Below are 14,292 nucleotides of genomic sequence, written 5' to 3'. Positions count from 1 at the left end.
CCGGCACCAGAGGTCCCCGCATGAGCCTGGTGGAATGACAGTGGAATGACACCCCGCATCCCTCAGCAACAGACAGCAAAAAGGCCTCATCAAGAGGCCTTTTTCACTGAGGGCTGATGCCCTTCTCACGCTTTGCTGTTTTTGCCCTGGGCACCCGGCGGCAAGGGCTTGCGCGCCATCAGCTCCAGCTCGAGCAGGGCATAGCGATGCTCGATGAAGTCATAGACGTTGTTGGCCAGCGCCAGCTTGAAGTAGCTGATGGCTTCCTTGCGGTTGCCCTTGGCCAGCTCGAACTTGCCGAGGTAGAAGTAGGTCTCGCACAGGCGCTCGGCGAGCTCCCGGTTGTCCTTCACTCCTTTCACCACGTTGCCCATCAGCTGGGTGGCGTTGACCTCGCCGGTATAGAGGCGGACCAGATCCCAGTTCCAGGCGTCGTCGTCATACTTGTTCAGCCGCTCGCGCATCCGGCTCATGGCCGCCGGCCCGTTGAGCTTCTGCTCGGCCAGATAGAGCCAGATCACCCGGTAGGGATCTTCCGGCTGCGCCTCGTAGAAACGCTTCATGTCGGCGGTGGCAAGCTCGGGCCTGTTGCCGTAATAGAGCGCTATGCCACGGTTGAGGTAGGCGTAATCGTAATCCGGGGCGAGCTCGAGAGCCGAATCGAATGCCTCATAGGCCTCGTCATAGTTCTGTTGCTGAACCAGATAGACACCGATGAAGTTGTAAGCCTCGGCAAAGTCGGGCTTCTCCCGCAGGGCGCGGTTGAAGTCGAGCCGAGCGAGGGAACGAAGGCCAACCCGGTCAAACACCACGGCACGCTCATAGAACAACTCGGCGCGCTGTTCGGTCGTCAATTCCATTTCACTGAGCATCTGCCCGAGTCGCGCCAAGGCCAACTCGCTCTGGTAGGAGACCTGCAAGGGGGTCGCCAATACCAATGAAGCGGGTTGCGGCTTGGGAACTTGAGGCGCTGTAACCTGACTGCTACTGCTGCATCCCCACATGGGGAGCAACAACAGGATACCGGTGAGGTATCCAATCCCTATCCTGACGTTCAATGAACACTCCGACGCTTACGCTTGACCCCGCATATGGTAAAGGTCAACCGGCCTTTTGTCATGTGGCGCAACCCCTATCCCTCAAATAAATCAGGATTCGACAGGGTATCCGGCGTCACGCCAACCACGAAAGCCTCCATCGACGCTGACCACCCGGGAATACCCCATCTTTTGCAGGTTGTCCGCCGCCAGGATGGAGCGAAATCCCCCACCACAATAGAGGTAGAGCTCGGTGTCGGGATCGGGAAAACGGGTCTCGATGTCCCGCTCCATCACGCCGCGGCCAAGGTGTTCGGCCCCCGGCAGGTGCCCTTTCGCCCACTCGTTATCTTCCCTTACATCGATCAGGTGAAAAACACGGCCTTCTTCCTGCCAGCGCCTGATCTGGTGCACGTCGGTTTCCCGTATCTGCGGGCGAATGGCCTCTACCAGGGCCAGAAAACGGGGATTGTGTTGCATGGCTTGCTCCTTGCATTCTTGCAATGGGTCATGAGGATGGGTACTGGGGAGCATAATGACTCAGCCGCCCCCCAAGAGAAAGGGCGCCTTGTGGCGCCCTTGTCTGTTACGGCAGGATCTCTTGCTGATCCGCCCCTTCTTTTTCCACCTGGGTCGGCAGCATGTGCTCCCGCTTGACCCCGAAGAACATGGCAGAGGCACTCGCCACATAGATGGAGGAGTAGGTCCCGAAGGCCACCCCTATCACCATGGCGATGGCAAAACCGTGGATCAGCGGGCCGCCCTTGAGCAGCAGCGCCACCACCACCACGAAGGTCAACCCCGAGGTGATGATGGTCCGGCTCAGGGTCTCGGTCATGGAGAGATCCATGATGAAGGCGGTATCCCCCTTGCGCACCTTGCGGAAGTTCTCCCGCAGGCGGTCGAACACCACTATGGTGTCGTTCAGGGAGTAGCCCACCAGGGTCATCAGCGCCGCCAGCACGGTCAGATCGAACTCGTACTGGAAGTAGGCGAAGATGCCGAGGGTGATGATGACGTCGTGCGCCAGGGAGAGGATGCCCCCCATCGCCAGACGCCATTCGAAGCGCACCGCCACGTAGGCCAGGATACAGAGGATGGAGGCCAGCATGGCCAGGGCACCGTCTGTCGCCAGCTCGTCACCCACCGAAGGACCGACGAACTCGACCCGCTTGAGCACGGCGCTCTCGTCGATCAGCTTGGCGGCCGCCAGCACCTCGTTGCCCTGCTGCTCGACCTTGACCCCCTCCTGAGGGGCCATGCGCACCAGCACGTCGCGGCTGGAGCCGAAGAATTGCAGGGTCGCCCCTTCAATTTTCTGCTGATCCAGCGCTTCGTGCATCTTGTCCAGGCTCACCGATTGCTGGAACCCCACCTCTATGGTGGTGCCCCCGGTAAAGTCCAGCCCCCAGTTCAGACCGCGATCGAACAGGCAGAACAGGGCAAGCATCGTCAGCAAGGCAGAGAACACCATTCCCGACTTGGCGAAACGCATGAAGGGGATGGGCTTTTCAAAATGTAGAATCTGAAACATGTCTCTTCCTTAGATCGGCAGCTTGTCGATGCGCCGTCCGCCCCAGGCCAGGTTGATGATGGCGCGGGATACAGTAATGGCCGTAAACATGGAGGCGGTCAGACCTATGCCCAGGGTCAGGGCGAAGCCCTTGATGGCGCCGGTGCCGATACCAAACAGGATCACACAGGTGATGAGCGAGGTGACGTTCGAGTCGGCGATGGTCGAGAAGGCGCGGTCGAAGCCCATGTGGATGGCTTGCTGCACCCCGCGGCCGTTGCGGATCTCTTCACGAATACGCTCGTAGATCAGCACGTTCGCATCCACCGCCATGCCCAGCGTCAGCACGATACCGGCGATACCCGGCAGTGTCATGGTGGCCCCGGGTATCATCGACATGATGCCGACGATCAGCACCAGGTTCATGGAGAGGGCCAGGTTAGCCACCCAGCCGAACGCACGGTAGTAGATCCCCATGAAGAGCACTATCACCAGCATGGCCCAGCCGATGGCCTCCATACCGCTGTCGATGTTCTGCTGACCCAGGCTCGGGCCTATGGTGCGCTCTTCGACTATCTGGATGGGGGCTATCAGGGCACCGGCACGCAGCAGCAGCGCCAGGTTGTGGGCTTCGTTGGCGTTGTCGATGCCGGTGATGCGGAACTGGCTGCCAAGGCGCGACTGGATGGTGGCGACGTTGATCACCTCCTCCTGCTTGCGGAACTTGCGCTTGCCGTCCGGACCGGGTTGTCCCACCGGCTTGTACTCGATGAAGACGGTGGCCATGCCCTTACCGACGTTGTCCTTGGTAAAGTTGGCCATCTTGTTACCACCCTGGCCATCGAGCTTGATGTTGACCTGGGGACGGCTGTATTCATCGAAACCGGACTGGGCACCCACTATGTGGTCACCGGTCAGGATCACGCGCTTTTGCAGCACCACTGGACGACCATTGCGATCGTTGTAGACCTTGGAGCTCGGCGGCACCCGGCCCGCGGCAGCGGCCTGGATGTCGGCGGCCTCATCGACCATGTGGAACTCCAGGGTGGCGGTGGCCCCCAGGATCTCCTTGGCACGGGCAGTGTCCTGGATACCGGGCAGCTCCACCACGATGCGCTCGGCACCCTGCTGTTGTACCAGCGGCTCAGCCACACCCAGCTCGTTCACCCGGTTACGGATGATGGTGATGTTCTGCTCGAGGGCGTACTTCTTCACTTCCTTGATCTTGGCTTCACTCAGGCCAGCCAGCAGGATGAAGTCATCCCCTTTCTGCTCCGTGGTGAAGGTGAGATCCGGATTCTGCCGACGCAGGAAAGAGGTCGCCTTGGCCTGATCGGCCTCCTCGCGGAACACCACCTGCACCTGATCACCGACCCGGCGCACGCCGGAGTAACGGATCTTCTGCGTGCGCAGCTCGGAGCGGAAATCCTGCACCATCTGCTCTTGCTGCTTGGTCAGCGCCTCGGCCATGTCCACTTCCATCAGGAAGTGCACACCACCGCGCAGGTCCAGACCCAGCTTGAGGGGAGCGGCGCCTATGGCTTCGAGCCAGGCAGGAGTGGAAGGTGCCAGGTTGAGGGCAGTGATGAAGTTGTCGCCCAGCTTGTTGGCGACGATGTCACGTGCCTTGAGCTGGTCTTCGGTATTGGTGAACCGGATCAGGATGAAACCGTGTTCGAACGCAGCATGTTTGACCGGGATCTGAGCCGCTTCGAGCGTCTCCTTCACCTGATCGAGCGTCTCTAGTTTGACTTCGGCACCACGGCTGGCAGATACCTGCAAGGCCGGGTCTTCGCCGTAAAGATTGGGGGCTGCATATAGAAAACCGATGGCGATCACGACGATCACCATCAGGTATTTCCACAGCGGATAGCGATTTAACACGCTGTGCTCCTCGGGAGATTAAAGGGACTGGATAGAACCCTTGGGCAGAACGGCAGAGACGAAATCACGCTTGATGGTGACTTGGGTCTGATCGTTCAGGGCCAGCACTATGTATTCGCTATCGGTGGAGACCTTGGCGATCTTGCCGACCAGGCCACCGGAGGTGAGCACTTCGTCACCCTTGGCCAGGGAGCTCATCAGATCGCGATGAGTCTTGGCGCGCTTGGCCTGGGGACGATAGATCATGAAATAGAAGATGAGGCCAAACACGGCCAGCATGATGATCATTTCCATGCCACCACCCTGTGCACCCGGAGCTGCGCCTTCTGCATACGCCTTGGAGATAATGCTCATTTAACAACCTCTTATTGATGTAGATTTGAAAACTAACTTATATGTCGTTGTTATTTCACGTCATTTTCAGTTAACGGAGGCACGGGCTTCCCTTGCCGACGGTAAAACTCAGTTACAAAGTCGTCTAATTTACCCTGCTCGATCGCGTCCCGCAAACCCTGCATCACACGCTGGTAATAACGCAGGTTATGAATGGTATTCAGACGGGCACCGAGGATCTCGTTGCACTTGTCCAGATGGTACAGATAGCTGCGGGTGTAGTTCTTGCAGGTGTAGCAGTCGCAGTCCGCATCCAGGGTGCTGGTGTCCTCGCGATACTTGGCGTTGCGGATCTTGACCACACCGTCCGTGGTGAACAGATGACCGTTGCGGGCGTTACGGGTCGGCATCACGCAATCGAACATGTCGATGCCGCGGCGCACCCCTTCCACCAGATCTTCGGGCTTGCCCACCCCCATCAGGTAGCGCGGCTTGTCGGCCGGGATCTTCGGGCAGACGTGATCCAGGATGCGGTGCATGTCTTCCTTGGGCTCACCCACCGCCAGACCGCCGACCGCATAGCCGTCGAAGCCTATCTCCAGCAGGCCGTCCAGAGAGACATCCCGCAGCGGCTCGTAGACTGAGCCCTGGATGATGCCGAACAGGGCGTTCTTGTTGCCGAGGGCATCAAACTTGTCGCGGGAGCGCTTGGCCCAGCGCAGGGACATCTCCATGGACTTGCGCGCCTCTTCGTAGGTCGCCGGATAGGGCGTGCACTCGTCGAAGATCATCACGATGTCGGAGCCCAGATCGTACTGGATCTCCATGGATTTCTCGGGGTCGAGGAAGATCTTCTCGCCGTTGATGGGGTGACGGAAATGCACCCCCGCCTCGGTGATCTTGCGAATGTGACCCAGGCTGAACACCTGGAAACCACCGGAGTCGGTGAGGATGGGGCCCTGCCAATTCATGAAGTCATGCAGATCCCCGTGGGCGCGCATCACCGCCTGACCCGGCCGCAGCCAGAGGTGAAAGGTGTTGCCAAGCAGGATCTGGGCGCCGGTCTCGCGCACCTCTTCCGGGGTCATCCCCTTGACGGTGCCGTAGGTACCGACCGGCATGAAGGCCGGGGTCTGGACCACACCGCGCTCGAATACCAGCTGACCGCGACGGGCGCGACCATCTGTGGTTTTCAGTTCAAATTTCATTGCTACCTCGATTCAGTCAGAGAAACAGTCTGACAACGGAGGGCCCCATGGGCCCGATACAAGAAACCGGCCAGGATCCTGACAAGGCCTCCCTGAACGGCTTCTGAAGGCTGAGGCTTATGCCTCAACCTGGCGACGGGTGACAAACATGGCGTCCCCGTAGCTGAAGAAACGGTACTGCTCTTCCACCGCCGCCTGATAGGCCGCCATCACCTGATCGTACCCGGCGAAGGCGCTGACCAGCATGATCAGGGTCGATTCCGGCAGGTGGAAGTTGGTGACCATGGCATCGACAATCTGGAACTCGTAGCCTGGGAAGATGAAGATGTCGGTGTCGCTGAAGAAGGGCGCCAGCGGCTTGCCCTGGGCCAGGGTCGCCTTGGCGGCGCTCTCCAGGGAGCGCACCGAGGTGGTGCCCACCGCAATCACCCGGCCACCCCGGGCGCGGGTCGCGGCTATGGCGTCCACCACCTCCTGCGGCACTTCGGCATACTCGGAGTGCATGTGGTGATCTTCGATCCTGTCCACCCGCACCGGCTGGAAGGTGCCCGCCCCCACGTGCAGGGTGACGAAGGCCAGCTCCACCCCCTTGGCCCGGATCTGCTCGAGCAGCGGCTCGTCGAAGTGCAGACCCGCGGTCGGCGCCGCCACGGCGCCCGGCTTCTGGTTGTAGACGGTCTGGTAGCGCTCCTTGTCGGCATCCTCGTCGGGCCTGTCGATATAGGGCGGCAGCGGCATGTGGCCTATGGCCTCCAGGATCTCAAGCACGGGGCGCGGGTCCAGGAAGTGGATCTCGAACAGGGCGTCGTGGCGGGCGCGCATCTCGGCCTCGACCCCACCATCAAGAATGAGACGGGTGCCGGGCTTGGGGGACTTGGAGGAGCGGACATGGGCCAGCACGCTGTGCTCGTCCAGGATGCGCTCCACCAGCACCTCCAGCTTGCCGCCGCTGGCCTTCTGGCCAAACATGCGCGCCGGAATGACCCGGGTGTTATTGAACACCAGCAGGTCGCCCGGGTTGAGCTGGTCCAGCACATCCACAAATTGACCGTGGCGCAGGGCGCCGCTTTGACCATCGAGCTGCAACAGGCGGCTGGCGGTACGCTCTGCCATCGGATAGCGGGCAATCAGCTCGTCTGGCAGATCAAAATGAAAATCGGATACTTGCATCTTTCACCTCGGGGGAATCGGCGGCTAGTCTAGTTATCCCCCTCTTCCAAGGCAACCCAAAAGACCAAAAACCCAAGGCCGGCAAGGGATAGCGCTCTTTTTGTGAGCCTTGTGGGCCCTGGACGCGCCGACACGGGCGCTTGGACGCCAATTTGTACCCCGCAGCGCCCACAGCCCCCTGGGTTAATGATTCTTTAATGATCTGTATTGACCCTGATCAGGTTCCACGGCCAGGAGCTGAGCTAGGGTGAGATCAGAGACACAAGGAGGCCCACCATGATGACCCTGACTGAAATCATGACCGAACACCCCTTCACCCTGGGGCCGCAGAACAGCGTCAAGCAGGCGATGGAGCTGATGCAGCAGGAGCAGATCCGCCACATCCCCATCGTCGACGAGCACCAGCATCTGCTGGGACTGGTCACCCTCTCCGACATCCTGGCCACCCGCGAGTCCAAGCTGCTGCTGATCAATCCGGAGCGGGAGGCAGAATTCACCGACAGCGTCCAGCTCGACGAGATCATGACCCGCCAGGTGGCGAGCGTGGATCCCCACGCCGGCATCAAGGAGGCGGCCCTCTACCTGCAGCGCCACAAATATGGCTGCCTGCCGGTGGTGCGGGGACGCAAACTGGTGGGCATAGTCACGGAGTCGGATTTCATCACTGTGGCCATCAATCTGCTGGAATTGATGGAAGAGCAGGAGCCGCCCTCGGATTTCTGATCACCAAAAACTGTAATAAAATTACAATAAAAGCGTTTTCAGCCTAATTTACCGGCTAAATAACTGAAACACTTTCAGTTTGATTGAAAAATTACACCACAAACTTGCTTTGTGATCTTCATCACACTATGATGCCGTCCATGCAATAGTTGCCGAAGAGAAGATGAGGATTGTGCACCCGATGTCTTCTCTTCATATGTCTGCAAGTTTGCACACCCCGTAGTTAGTCTTTGCTGTAAAGCATTTTTATATCGCCATTCCTTGTTTGATGACCCGGCCCTGTCTGTGCGACGGCGCCGGGATTTTTTTTGCCCGTCTCTCACGCCTCCCCCCTGTCCCGACGCGCCTTCAACACTCCTCTCGCCCCTTTGGCATAAAACAAGTTCCCATCCGGGACTTGAAAATGTGACATGGAGGACAGAAATTGAACTTCGACAATGAGTTATCTCTGAAGGCCTGAGATATTCATGTTAGGTACAGTTGCGATGGGCTATCTAATAAGTAGATTTAAGTGATTCAAAATTGTGGCTTTGACCGATTAGAGAAAAGCCCTATGATGCCTCCATCGAAAGTTAAGCGCCTCGCCTGGCCAAGCACTTCACGACCAGACGGGCATATGTACATCACCAAGGAGCAAATACATGTCTACCTATATCAACACTGAAATCAAGCCGTTCAACGCTACCGCCTACCACAATGGCAAATTCGTTCAGGTGTCTGACGCTGACCTGAAAGGCAAGTGGTCCGTGGTCTTCTTCTACCCGGCTGACTTCACCTTCGTTTGCCCGACCGAGCTGGGCGATCTGGCTGACAACTACGCTGCCTTCAAGAAGCTGGGCGTCGAGATCTACGCCGTCTCCACCGACACCCACTTCACTCACAAGGCCTGGCACGACACTTCTGACACCATCAAGAAGATCCAGTACCCGATGATCGGCGACCCGACCGGCACCATCACCCGCAACTTCGGCGTGATGATCGAAGAAGCTGGCCTGGCTGACCGCGGTACCTTCGTCATCGACCCGCAAGGCGTCATCCAGATCGTTGAAATCAACGCCGGCGGTATCGGCCGTGACGCTCTGGAACTGCTGCGCAAGGTCAAGGCTGCCCAGTACGTTGCCGCTCACCCGGGTGAAGTGTGCCCGGCCAAATGGCAAGAAGGCGATGCCACCCTGGCCCCGTCCCTGGATCTGGTAGGCAAAATCTAAGCCTCCTGCTCTCCAAGACCGGCCCACTCAAGGGCCGGTCTGCTTTCTGGCCCAGCGCTTCCTGCATTCACTGTTTTTTGCATCCAGTGCTTTCTGTATTCATGAATAGTGCCGACCGCCATAACAAGAAGGAATTCGACCATGTTAGATACCAACCTCAAACAACAACTCAACGGTTACTTGCAGTACATCGTCAATCCCATCGAGATCAGCGTGTCCGGCAATGACAGCGACAAATCCGCAGAGCTCCTGGCATTGGCCAACGAGATAGCAGAGATGTCCCCCAAGATTTCCATGAACGATGGCACCGCCGCTCGCAAGCCTTCCATGAGCGTGGCGCCACAAGGCCAGGCACCGCGCGTGCATTTTGCCGGCATCCCCATGGGTCATGAATTTACCTCCCTGGTGCTCGCCCTGCTGCAAAGCGGCGGTCACCCCTCCAAGGCCGATCCGGCCGTGCTGGAGCAGGTCAAGAACCTGAAGGGCGAGTTCCACTTCGAGACATATATCTCCCTCTCCTGCCACAACTGCCCGGACGTGGTGCAGGCCCTGAACCTGATGGCCACCCTGAACCCCGGCATCACCCACACCATGATCGACGGTGCCCTGTTCCAGGATGAGGTGAACGAGCGCCAGATCATGGCGGTGCCGAACGTCTACCTGAACGGCCAGCCGTTCAGCCAGGGTCGCACCTCGCTCGAAGAGATAGTCGCCAAGCTCGATACCGGCGCGGCCGAGCGCAAGGCCGCAGAGCTGAGCGAAAAAGCCCCCTATGACGTGCTGGTGGTCGGCGGTGGCCCGGCTGGCGCTGCAGCCGCCATCTATGCCGCCCGCAAGGGGATCCGCACCGCCATCGTCGCCGAGCGCTTCGGCGGCCAGGTGATGGACACCGTCGGTATCGAGAACTTCATCTCAGTGCCCTACACCGAGGGCCCCAAGCTGGCCGCCAGCCTGGAGCAACACGTCAAGCAGTACGGCGTGGAAGTGATCACCGAGCAGCGTGCCGCCGCCATCAGCAAGGATGGCTATGTGAACGTGGAGCTGGCCTCCGGCGCCACCTTGAAGAGCCGCGCCGTGATCCTGGCGACCGGTGCCCGCTGGCGCGATCTGAACGTGCCGGGCGAGCTCGAGTACCGCACCAAGGGCGTGGCCTACTGCCCGCACTGCGACGGTCCCTTCTTCAAGGGCAAGCGGGTGGCGGTGATAGGTGGCGGTAACTCCGGCATCGAAGCGGCCATCGACTTGGCCGGCATCGTCGAGCACGTCACCGTGGTGGAGTTCGCCGATACCCTGCGCGCCGACGAGGTGCTGCAGAAGAAGGCCCGCTCCATGGGCAACATCGACATCATCATGAGCGCCCGCACCACCGAAGTGATAGGTGACGGCAGCAAGGTGGTGGGCATGGACTACGAGGACCGCACCACGGGCGAGATCAAGCACCTGGCGGTAGCGGGCATCTTCGTGCAGATAGGTCTGGTACCGAACACCGAGTTCCTGAAAGGGAGCGAGGTGGCCCTGACCCGCTTTGGCGAGATCGAGATCGACACCAAGGGCGCGACCTCCCTGCCCGGCGTCTATGCCGCAGGGGACGCCACCACAGTGCCGTTCAAGCAGATCATCATCTCCATGGGCGCCGGTGCCACCGCAGCCCTGGGTGCCTTCGATTACCTTATCCGCAATGCGGCCCCTGAGGCTCATGCCGTCAAAGCCGACGCCGTGACCGCCTGATAACGGCCTTAGCACCAACAAGAAGCCGACTCCCTGGGAGTCGGCTTTTTTATGCGCGTCTTCGGGCAGGCTGGCTCTCAGCGAGCCTGCGGCTCCTCCATCCCTTCCACATCCTCCACCTCGGGTGTGGCATAGGTCGCGGGCACCGCCTCTCCTTCCAGATCCGTTCTCGGCTCCAGCTCGGCGGTCATGGGGGTATTGGGCGGCACCGGCATGAACACCTGATGCTCGGCCAGGGGAATGGGTGCCCGCTGCCGCCTGCGCCAGCCCAGATAGCCCGCCAGCAGGGCGCCGCACAGGGCGAAGTAGACGAACAGCCCCTCTGACCCGAACTGCAGCATGACGAAGGGGGCCAGCAGCGGCCCTATCATGGCCCCCAGGCTGTAGGCGAGCAGCAGCCCCTGATTGGCCCCCAGCACCTGATCCGGGCGCAACTCGTCGCAGGCGTGACTGAGGCTCAAGGGATAGATGGAGAACGCCATGCCCCCCAGCAGGAACACCAGGGCCCCCGCGATCGGCTCGCGCCAGCCCTCGGGCAACAACACCATCAGCAGGGCGAGCAGAGTCAGCGCTGCGCACAGCAGCAGGATCACCAGCCGCCTGTCATAGCGGTCAGACATCCGCCCTATGGGGTATTGCAGGCACATGCCCCCCAGGATCACCAGCGCCATCATGTCCGCTACCCGCGAGAGCGAGGCGCCGCTGTCGGTAAAATAGAGCGGCAACAGGCCGTAGATGGCCCCGAGAATCAGGCCCGAGGTGAAGCTGCTACCCATCCCCGCCGGGGTGAGCCGGACAAGCTCCAGCACCCCGACCGGCTGGGGCGCCACCATGGCAGGAGTGGCCACCCGGGAGAGGGCGAGCGGCACCACCGACAGGGTGGCGGCCATGGCGCACAGGGCAAAGGGGGTCAACACCATGGGATCCACCCACTTGAGCAGCAACTGGCCCATGGCCAGGGATCCGTAGAGCAGTATCATGTAGAGGGACATCAGCCGTCCCCGGTTGGCCGGGGTGCTGGAGACCAGCATCCAGGACTCCAGCACCACGAAGAGGCCGCCGGTGGCAAAGCCCCCCACCAGCCGCAGCGCCGCCCAAGCGATGGGCTCCACCACCATGCCGTGCAGCAGGAACAGGAAACAGAGCAGGGAGGCGTAGGCCGCATAGGCCCGGATATGGCCCACCCGTATGATGAGGCGGGCGTTGATGAAGGCCCCCAGCACCAGGCCCCCGAAATAGGCCGCCGACACCAGGCCGATGGCCTGCACCGACACCTGTTCTGCCGAGAGGCGCACCGTCAGCAGGGTATTGAACATGCCGTGACCCAGAATGAAGATCACCAGACTGGTCAGGGGTGACAGCAACCTTGTGAGTGTCATGACGCCTCCTCGTGTCGAAAAGATCATGGTAGCGTCTGTTTCTTGCCCGGTTCAACCCAATAGTCCCGGCCCTGTGGGGCTATTCTTAACGGGATCCCATCAAGGAGGTCGTCAAAATGAGACTCATGCTGTTGTTGGCCGCCCTGCTCTTCGCCGGGAGCGCCATCGCCTTTCACTGCCCCATGGACATGAAGAAGATTGATGATGCCCTGGCCACGAACCCCGCCCTCAGTGCCGAGAAACTGGCCGAGGTGAAGCAGCTAAGGGCCGAAGGAGAGACCCTGCATAACGCGGGCAAGCATCAGGAATCCGTCGATACCCTGGCCAAAGCCATGGCCATCCTGGGCATAGACCAGGGCTAAGGTCACAAGGCCCCCTCGCGACTGTCTGCTTCGCAGCACAGCCAAACGAGGTACCCGGGAAATAACAAAGGCCCTCGCCGTGAACGACGAGGGCCTTGTCATGAGAGAGACGCCAGCAGCCAGGGCGCTCACTCCTCGCTGCGATGAATGCGGTTCTTGCCGGCCCGTTTGGCTTGATACATGGCCTTGTCGACCAGGGTCATCAGCGCCTCGGGGGTGCGCCCCTGGCTTTCGCCTATGCCGGCACTGAAGGTGACCCGCATCCCCTTCTCCCGCCATTTCAGCTCACTGAGCCGGCAGCGCCACAGCTCCATCAACCCCTCGGCCTGCGCCAGCGAGTGCTGCTCGAAGAGGGCGACCAGCTCCTCGCCACCGTAACGACACAGGGAAACCCCCTCCCCCAGCAACTCCCGTCCCAGCTCGACACTGCGGCACAGCGCCGCATCACCGCCGGCATGACCATAGACGTCGTTGAGCTGCTTGAAATTGTCCAGATCGACCAGGGCGAGGACGACACTGCGCCCCTCCTGGTGCAACTGGCGCAGCCGCTGATCCAGGAAGCGCCGATTATAGCTGCCGGTGAGCGCGTCCCTGTGGGCCAGGTCAAAGGACTCTTGCAGGTGATCGGACACCTGATCCAGCTCCTGATCCAGCAAGGCCATCTCAGGGAAGGAGGGCAAGGCACTCACCGGCCGGGGCTCGCGCGCACCGGCGCCGAGTCGGCGGATGCGGCTCGCCAGACTGTCGATGAGCACCAGCAAACGCAGGCGAAAGAAGGCCGACATTGTGATGAAGAGGGTGCAGGCAACGGCCAGCAGCCCCAGCGCCAGACTGCCCCCGATGACGGCAACCGAATCCCGCCTTGGCTGCACAGTGATGGCCATCCAGTGCTCCCTGTCTGGCAGGGTACCGTAAGCCACATATTCGTTGCTCATCTCCTCGTAGAAAGAGCCTGATTGCGCCGTCAGACGCGCCAGCCAGGGGGCCTGCAAGATCTGGCCGTTGTAGGCCGACTGCGAACTCACCAGGATCTGGTTGGTGCGGCGGTCAATCACCATGTGGCTCACGGCGTTGTCCCCATAGAGCATGTCCCTGAGCATCTGGGACCACTGTGCGACGTTCACATCGATGCCGATGACCCGCTCACCCTGCTGCTGGTCATCGGGCAGGCGGTGGGCCAGGGTCAGAATATGATCGCCCGTCAAGATGTCCTGATAGGCCGGTGTCCAGTAGAAGGCGCGCGACGCCAGCGCCCCTTTGAACCAGGCGCGGGAGTCCACATTGACCTTGGCATTCACCCAGGCCAGATCCGCCTCTTCGCTGCCGGAGAAGAAATAGCCATTCGAATCGGCATGAAAAATCAGCATCACCAGGGGATCCAGGGCCGTCATCTTCCCCCAGCGCTCGCGATAGGCCTCCCGGGTCCTAGAGGTGGAGAGCACTGGGGTCAGTGCATCCGCAGTGACTTCGACAGACATCAGCTGCTCGAGGTGATCGAGCATCCTGGCTTCGGTTACCACCGCCATGCCGTTGAGGCTGACCAGCTTCTGCTCCACCACCACCCCGTGGTTGTAGACGGAGAGGGCGAACATGCCGCCGATCCCGAGCAGCATCGGCAAGGCCAGCAGCCAGAGATAGCCCGTAATGAAGGTGAAATTTTTCTGCGTGCGTCTGAAGGTCAACATACCCTGGGTCCTGCTCAATACCCCGCTGTTTGCCCTGCAAGACAGGCATGGCCACATCGGAA

General features: G+C 60.5%; 13 protein-coding genes. 4 read left to right on the top strand and 9 right to left on the bottom strand.

The window, feature by feature from the left end; translation table 11 throughout:
* Positions 1-125: 125 nt before the first annotated feature.
* The 7 genes from nlpI to queA all read right to left on the bottom strand — a co-directional run bounded on the left by nlpI (position 126) and on the right by queA (position 7,145).
* Positions 126-1,058 (bottom strand): lipoprotein NlpI, encoded by a 933-nt coding sequence (nlpI, locus tag ACFWHB_RS09130; RefSeq protein WP_395950020.1) that lies wholly within the window; start codon positions 1,056-1,058, stop codon positions 126-128.
* Positions 1,059-1,148: 90 nt separating this feature from the next.
* Positions 1,149-1,517: a rhodanese-like domain-containing protein gene (locus ACFWHB_RS09125; protein ID WP_163137803.1), complete on the bottom strand. Its 369-nt coding sequence runs from the start codon at positions 1,515-1,517 to the stop codon at positions 1,149-1,151.
* Between the two features lie 106 nt (positions 1,518-1,623).
* Positions 1,624-2,571 (bottom strand): protein translocase subunit SecF, encoded by a 948-nt coding sequence (secF, locus tag ACFWHB_RS09120; RefSeq protein ID WP_395950018.1) that lies wholly within the window; start codon positions 2,569-2,571, stop codon positions 1,624-1,626.
* 9 nt (positions 2,572-2,580) lie between these two features.
* Positions 2,581-4,434: a protein translocase subunit SecD gene (secD, locus tag ACFWHB_RS09115; protein ID WP_395950017.1), complete on the bottom strand. Its 1,854-nt coding sequence runs from the start codon at positions 4,432-4,434 to the stop codon at positions 2,581-2,583.
* Between the two features lie 18 nt (positions 4,435-4,452).
* Positions 4,453-4,788, bottom strand: a complete 336-nt coding sequence (yajC, locus tag ACFWHB_RS09110; protein WP_395950016.1) for a preprotein translocase subunit YajC — start codon at positions 4,786-4,788, stop codon at positions 4,453-4,455.
* 50 nt (positions 4,789-4,838) lie between these two features.
* Entirely contained in the window at positions 4,839-5,975 is a 1,137-nt protein-coding gene (gene tgt, locus ACFWHB_RS09105) for a tRNA guanosine(34) transglycosylase Tgt (protein WP_042650443.1), read from the bottom strand.
* A gap of 117 nt (positions 5,976-6,092) precedes the next feature.
* Positions 6,093-7,145 carry a tRNA preQ1(34) S-adenosylmethionine ribosyltransferase-isomerase QueA gene (gene queA / locus ACFWHB_RS09100; protein ID WP_395950015.1) on the bottom strand — a complete coding sequence of 351 codons (1,053 nt, stop codon included), beginning with the start codon at positions 7,143-7,145 and terminating at the stop codon, positions 6,093-6,095.
* A 276-nt stretch (positions 7,146-7,421) separates the two neighbouring features.
* Between queA and ACFWHB_RS09095 the strand changes: the two genes are divergently transcribed.
* The 3 genes from ACFWHB_RS09095 (at position 7,422) to ahpF (ending at position 10,804) form a co-directional block, all read left to right on the top strand.
* Entirely contained in the window at positions 7,422-7,868 is a 447-nt protein-coding gene (locus ACFWHB_RS09095) for a CBS domain-containing protein (protein ID WP_106886567.1), read from the top strand.
* Positions 7,869-8,509: 641 nt separating this feature from the next.
* Entirely contained in the window at positions 8,510-9,076 is a 567-nt protein-coding gene (gene ahpC, locus ACFWHB_RS09090; RefSeq protein WP_005324327.1) for an alkyl hydroperoxide reductase subunit C, read from the top strand.
* Between the two features lie 141 nt (positions 9,077-9,217).
* On the top strand, positions 9,218-10,804 hold the full coding sequence (ahpF, locus tag ACFWHB_RS09085; RefSeq protein WP_395950013.1) for an alkyl hydroperoxide reductase subunit F: 1,587 nt from the start codon (positions 9,218-9,220) through the stop codon (positions 10,802-10,804).
* A 77-nt stretch (positions 10,805-10,881) separates the two neighbouring features.
* Here ahpF and ACFWHB_RS09080 read toward each other — a convergent pair whose 3' ends face one another.
* Positions 10,882-12,183 (bottom strand): MFS transporter, encoded by a 1,302-nt coding sequence (locus tag ACFWHB_RS09080; RefSeq protein WP_368168826.1) that lies wholly within the window; start codon positions 12,181-12,183, stop codon positions 10,882-10,884.
* A 116-nt stretch (positions 12,184-12,299) separates the two neighbouring features.
* Here ACFWHB_RS09080 and ACFWHB_RS09075 point away from each other — a divergent pair, with 116 nt between their 5' ends.
* Positions 12,300-12,545 (top strand): hypothetical protein, encoded by a 246-nt coding sequence (locus tag ACFWHB_RS09075; protein ID WP_025327258.1) that lies wholly within the window; start codon positions 12,300-12,302, stop codon positions 12,543-12,545.
* Between the two features lie 128 nt (positions 12,546-12,673).
* On the opposite strand, the gene ACFWHB_RS09070 is transcribed toward ACFWHB_RS09075, so the two are convergent.
* Positions 12,674-14,230: a GGDEF domain-containing protein gene (locus tag ACFWHB_RS09070; RefSeq protein ID WP_395950012.1), complete on the bottom strand. Its 1,557-nt coding sequence runs from the start codon at positions 14,228-14,230 to the stop codon at positions 12,674-12,676.
* Positions 14,231-14,292: the final 62 nt, after the last annotated feature.

This window comes from Aeromonas mytilicola subsp. aquatica, from assembly GCF_044336385.1.
Taxonomy (GTDB): domain Bacteria; phylum Pseudomonadota; class Gammaproteobacteria; order Enterobacterales; family Aeromonadaceae; genus Aeromonas; species Aeromonas rivipollensis.
Note: the sequence above shows the minus strand (reverse complement) of the source record. Positions and strands in the feature narration are given on the sequence as shown.

Coding starts and splice junctions, on each gene's coding strand:
- ACFWHB_RS09125 (WP_163137803.1), bottom strand. CDS start 1,517: ATGCAACACAATCCCCGTTTTCTGGCCCTGGTAGAGGCCATTCGCCCG.
- secF (WP_395950018.1), bottom strand. CDS start 2,571: ATGTTTCAGATTCTACATTTTGAAAAGCCCATCCCCTTCATGCGTTTC.
- yajC (WP_395950016.1), bottom strand. CDS start 4,788: ATGAGCATTATCTCCAAGGCGTATGCAGAAGGCGCAGCTCCGGGTGCA.
- tgt (WP_042650443.1), bottom strand. CDS start 5,975: ATGAAATTTGAACTGAAAACCACAGATGGTCGCGCCCGTCGCGGTCAG.
- queA (WP_395950015.1), bottom strand. CDS start 7,145: ATGCAAGTATCCGATTTTCATTTTGATCTGCCAGACGAGCTGATTGCC.
- ACFWHB_RS09095 (WP_106886567.1), top strand. CDS start 7,422: ATGATGACCCTGACTGAAATCATGACCGAACACCCCTTCACCCTGGGG.
- ahpC (WP_005324327.1), top strand. CDS start 8,510: ATGTCTACCTATATCAACACTGAAATCAAGCCGTTCAACGCTACCGCC.
- ahpF (WP_395950013.1), top strand. CDS start 9,218: ATGTTAGATACCAACCTCAAACAACAACTCAACGGTTACTTGCAGTAC.
- ACFWHB_RS09080 (WP_368168826.1), bottom strand. CDS start 12,183: ATGACACTCACAAGGTTGCTGTCACCCCTGACCAGTCTGGTGATCTTC.
- ACFWHB_RS09075 (WP_025327258.1), top strand. CDS start 12,300: ATGAGACTCATGCTGTTGTTGGCCGCCCTGCTCTTCGCCGGGAGCGCC.
- ACFWHB_RS09070 (WP_395950012.1), bottom strand. CDS start 14,230: ATGTTGACCTTCAGACGCACGCAGAAAAATTTCACCTTCATTACGGGC.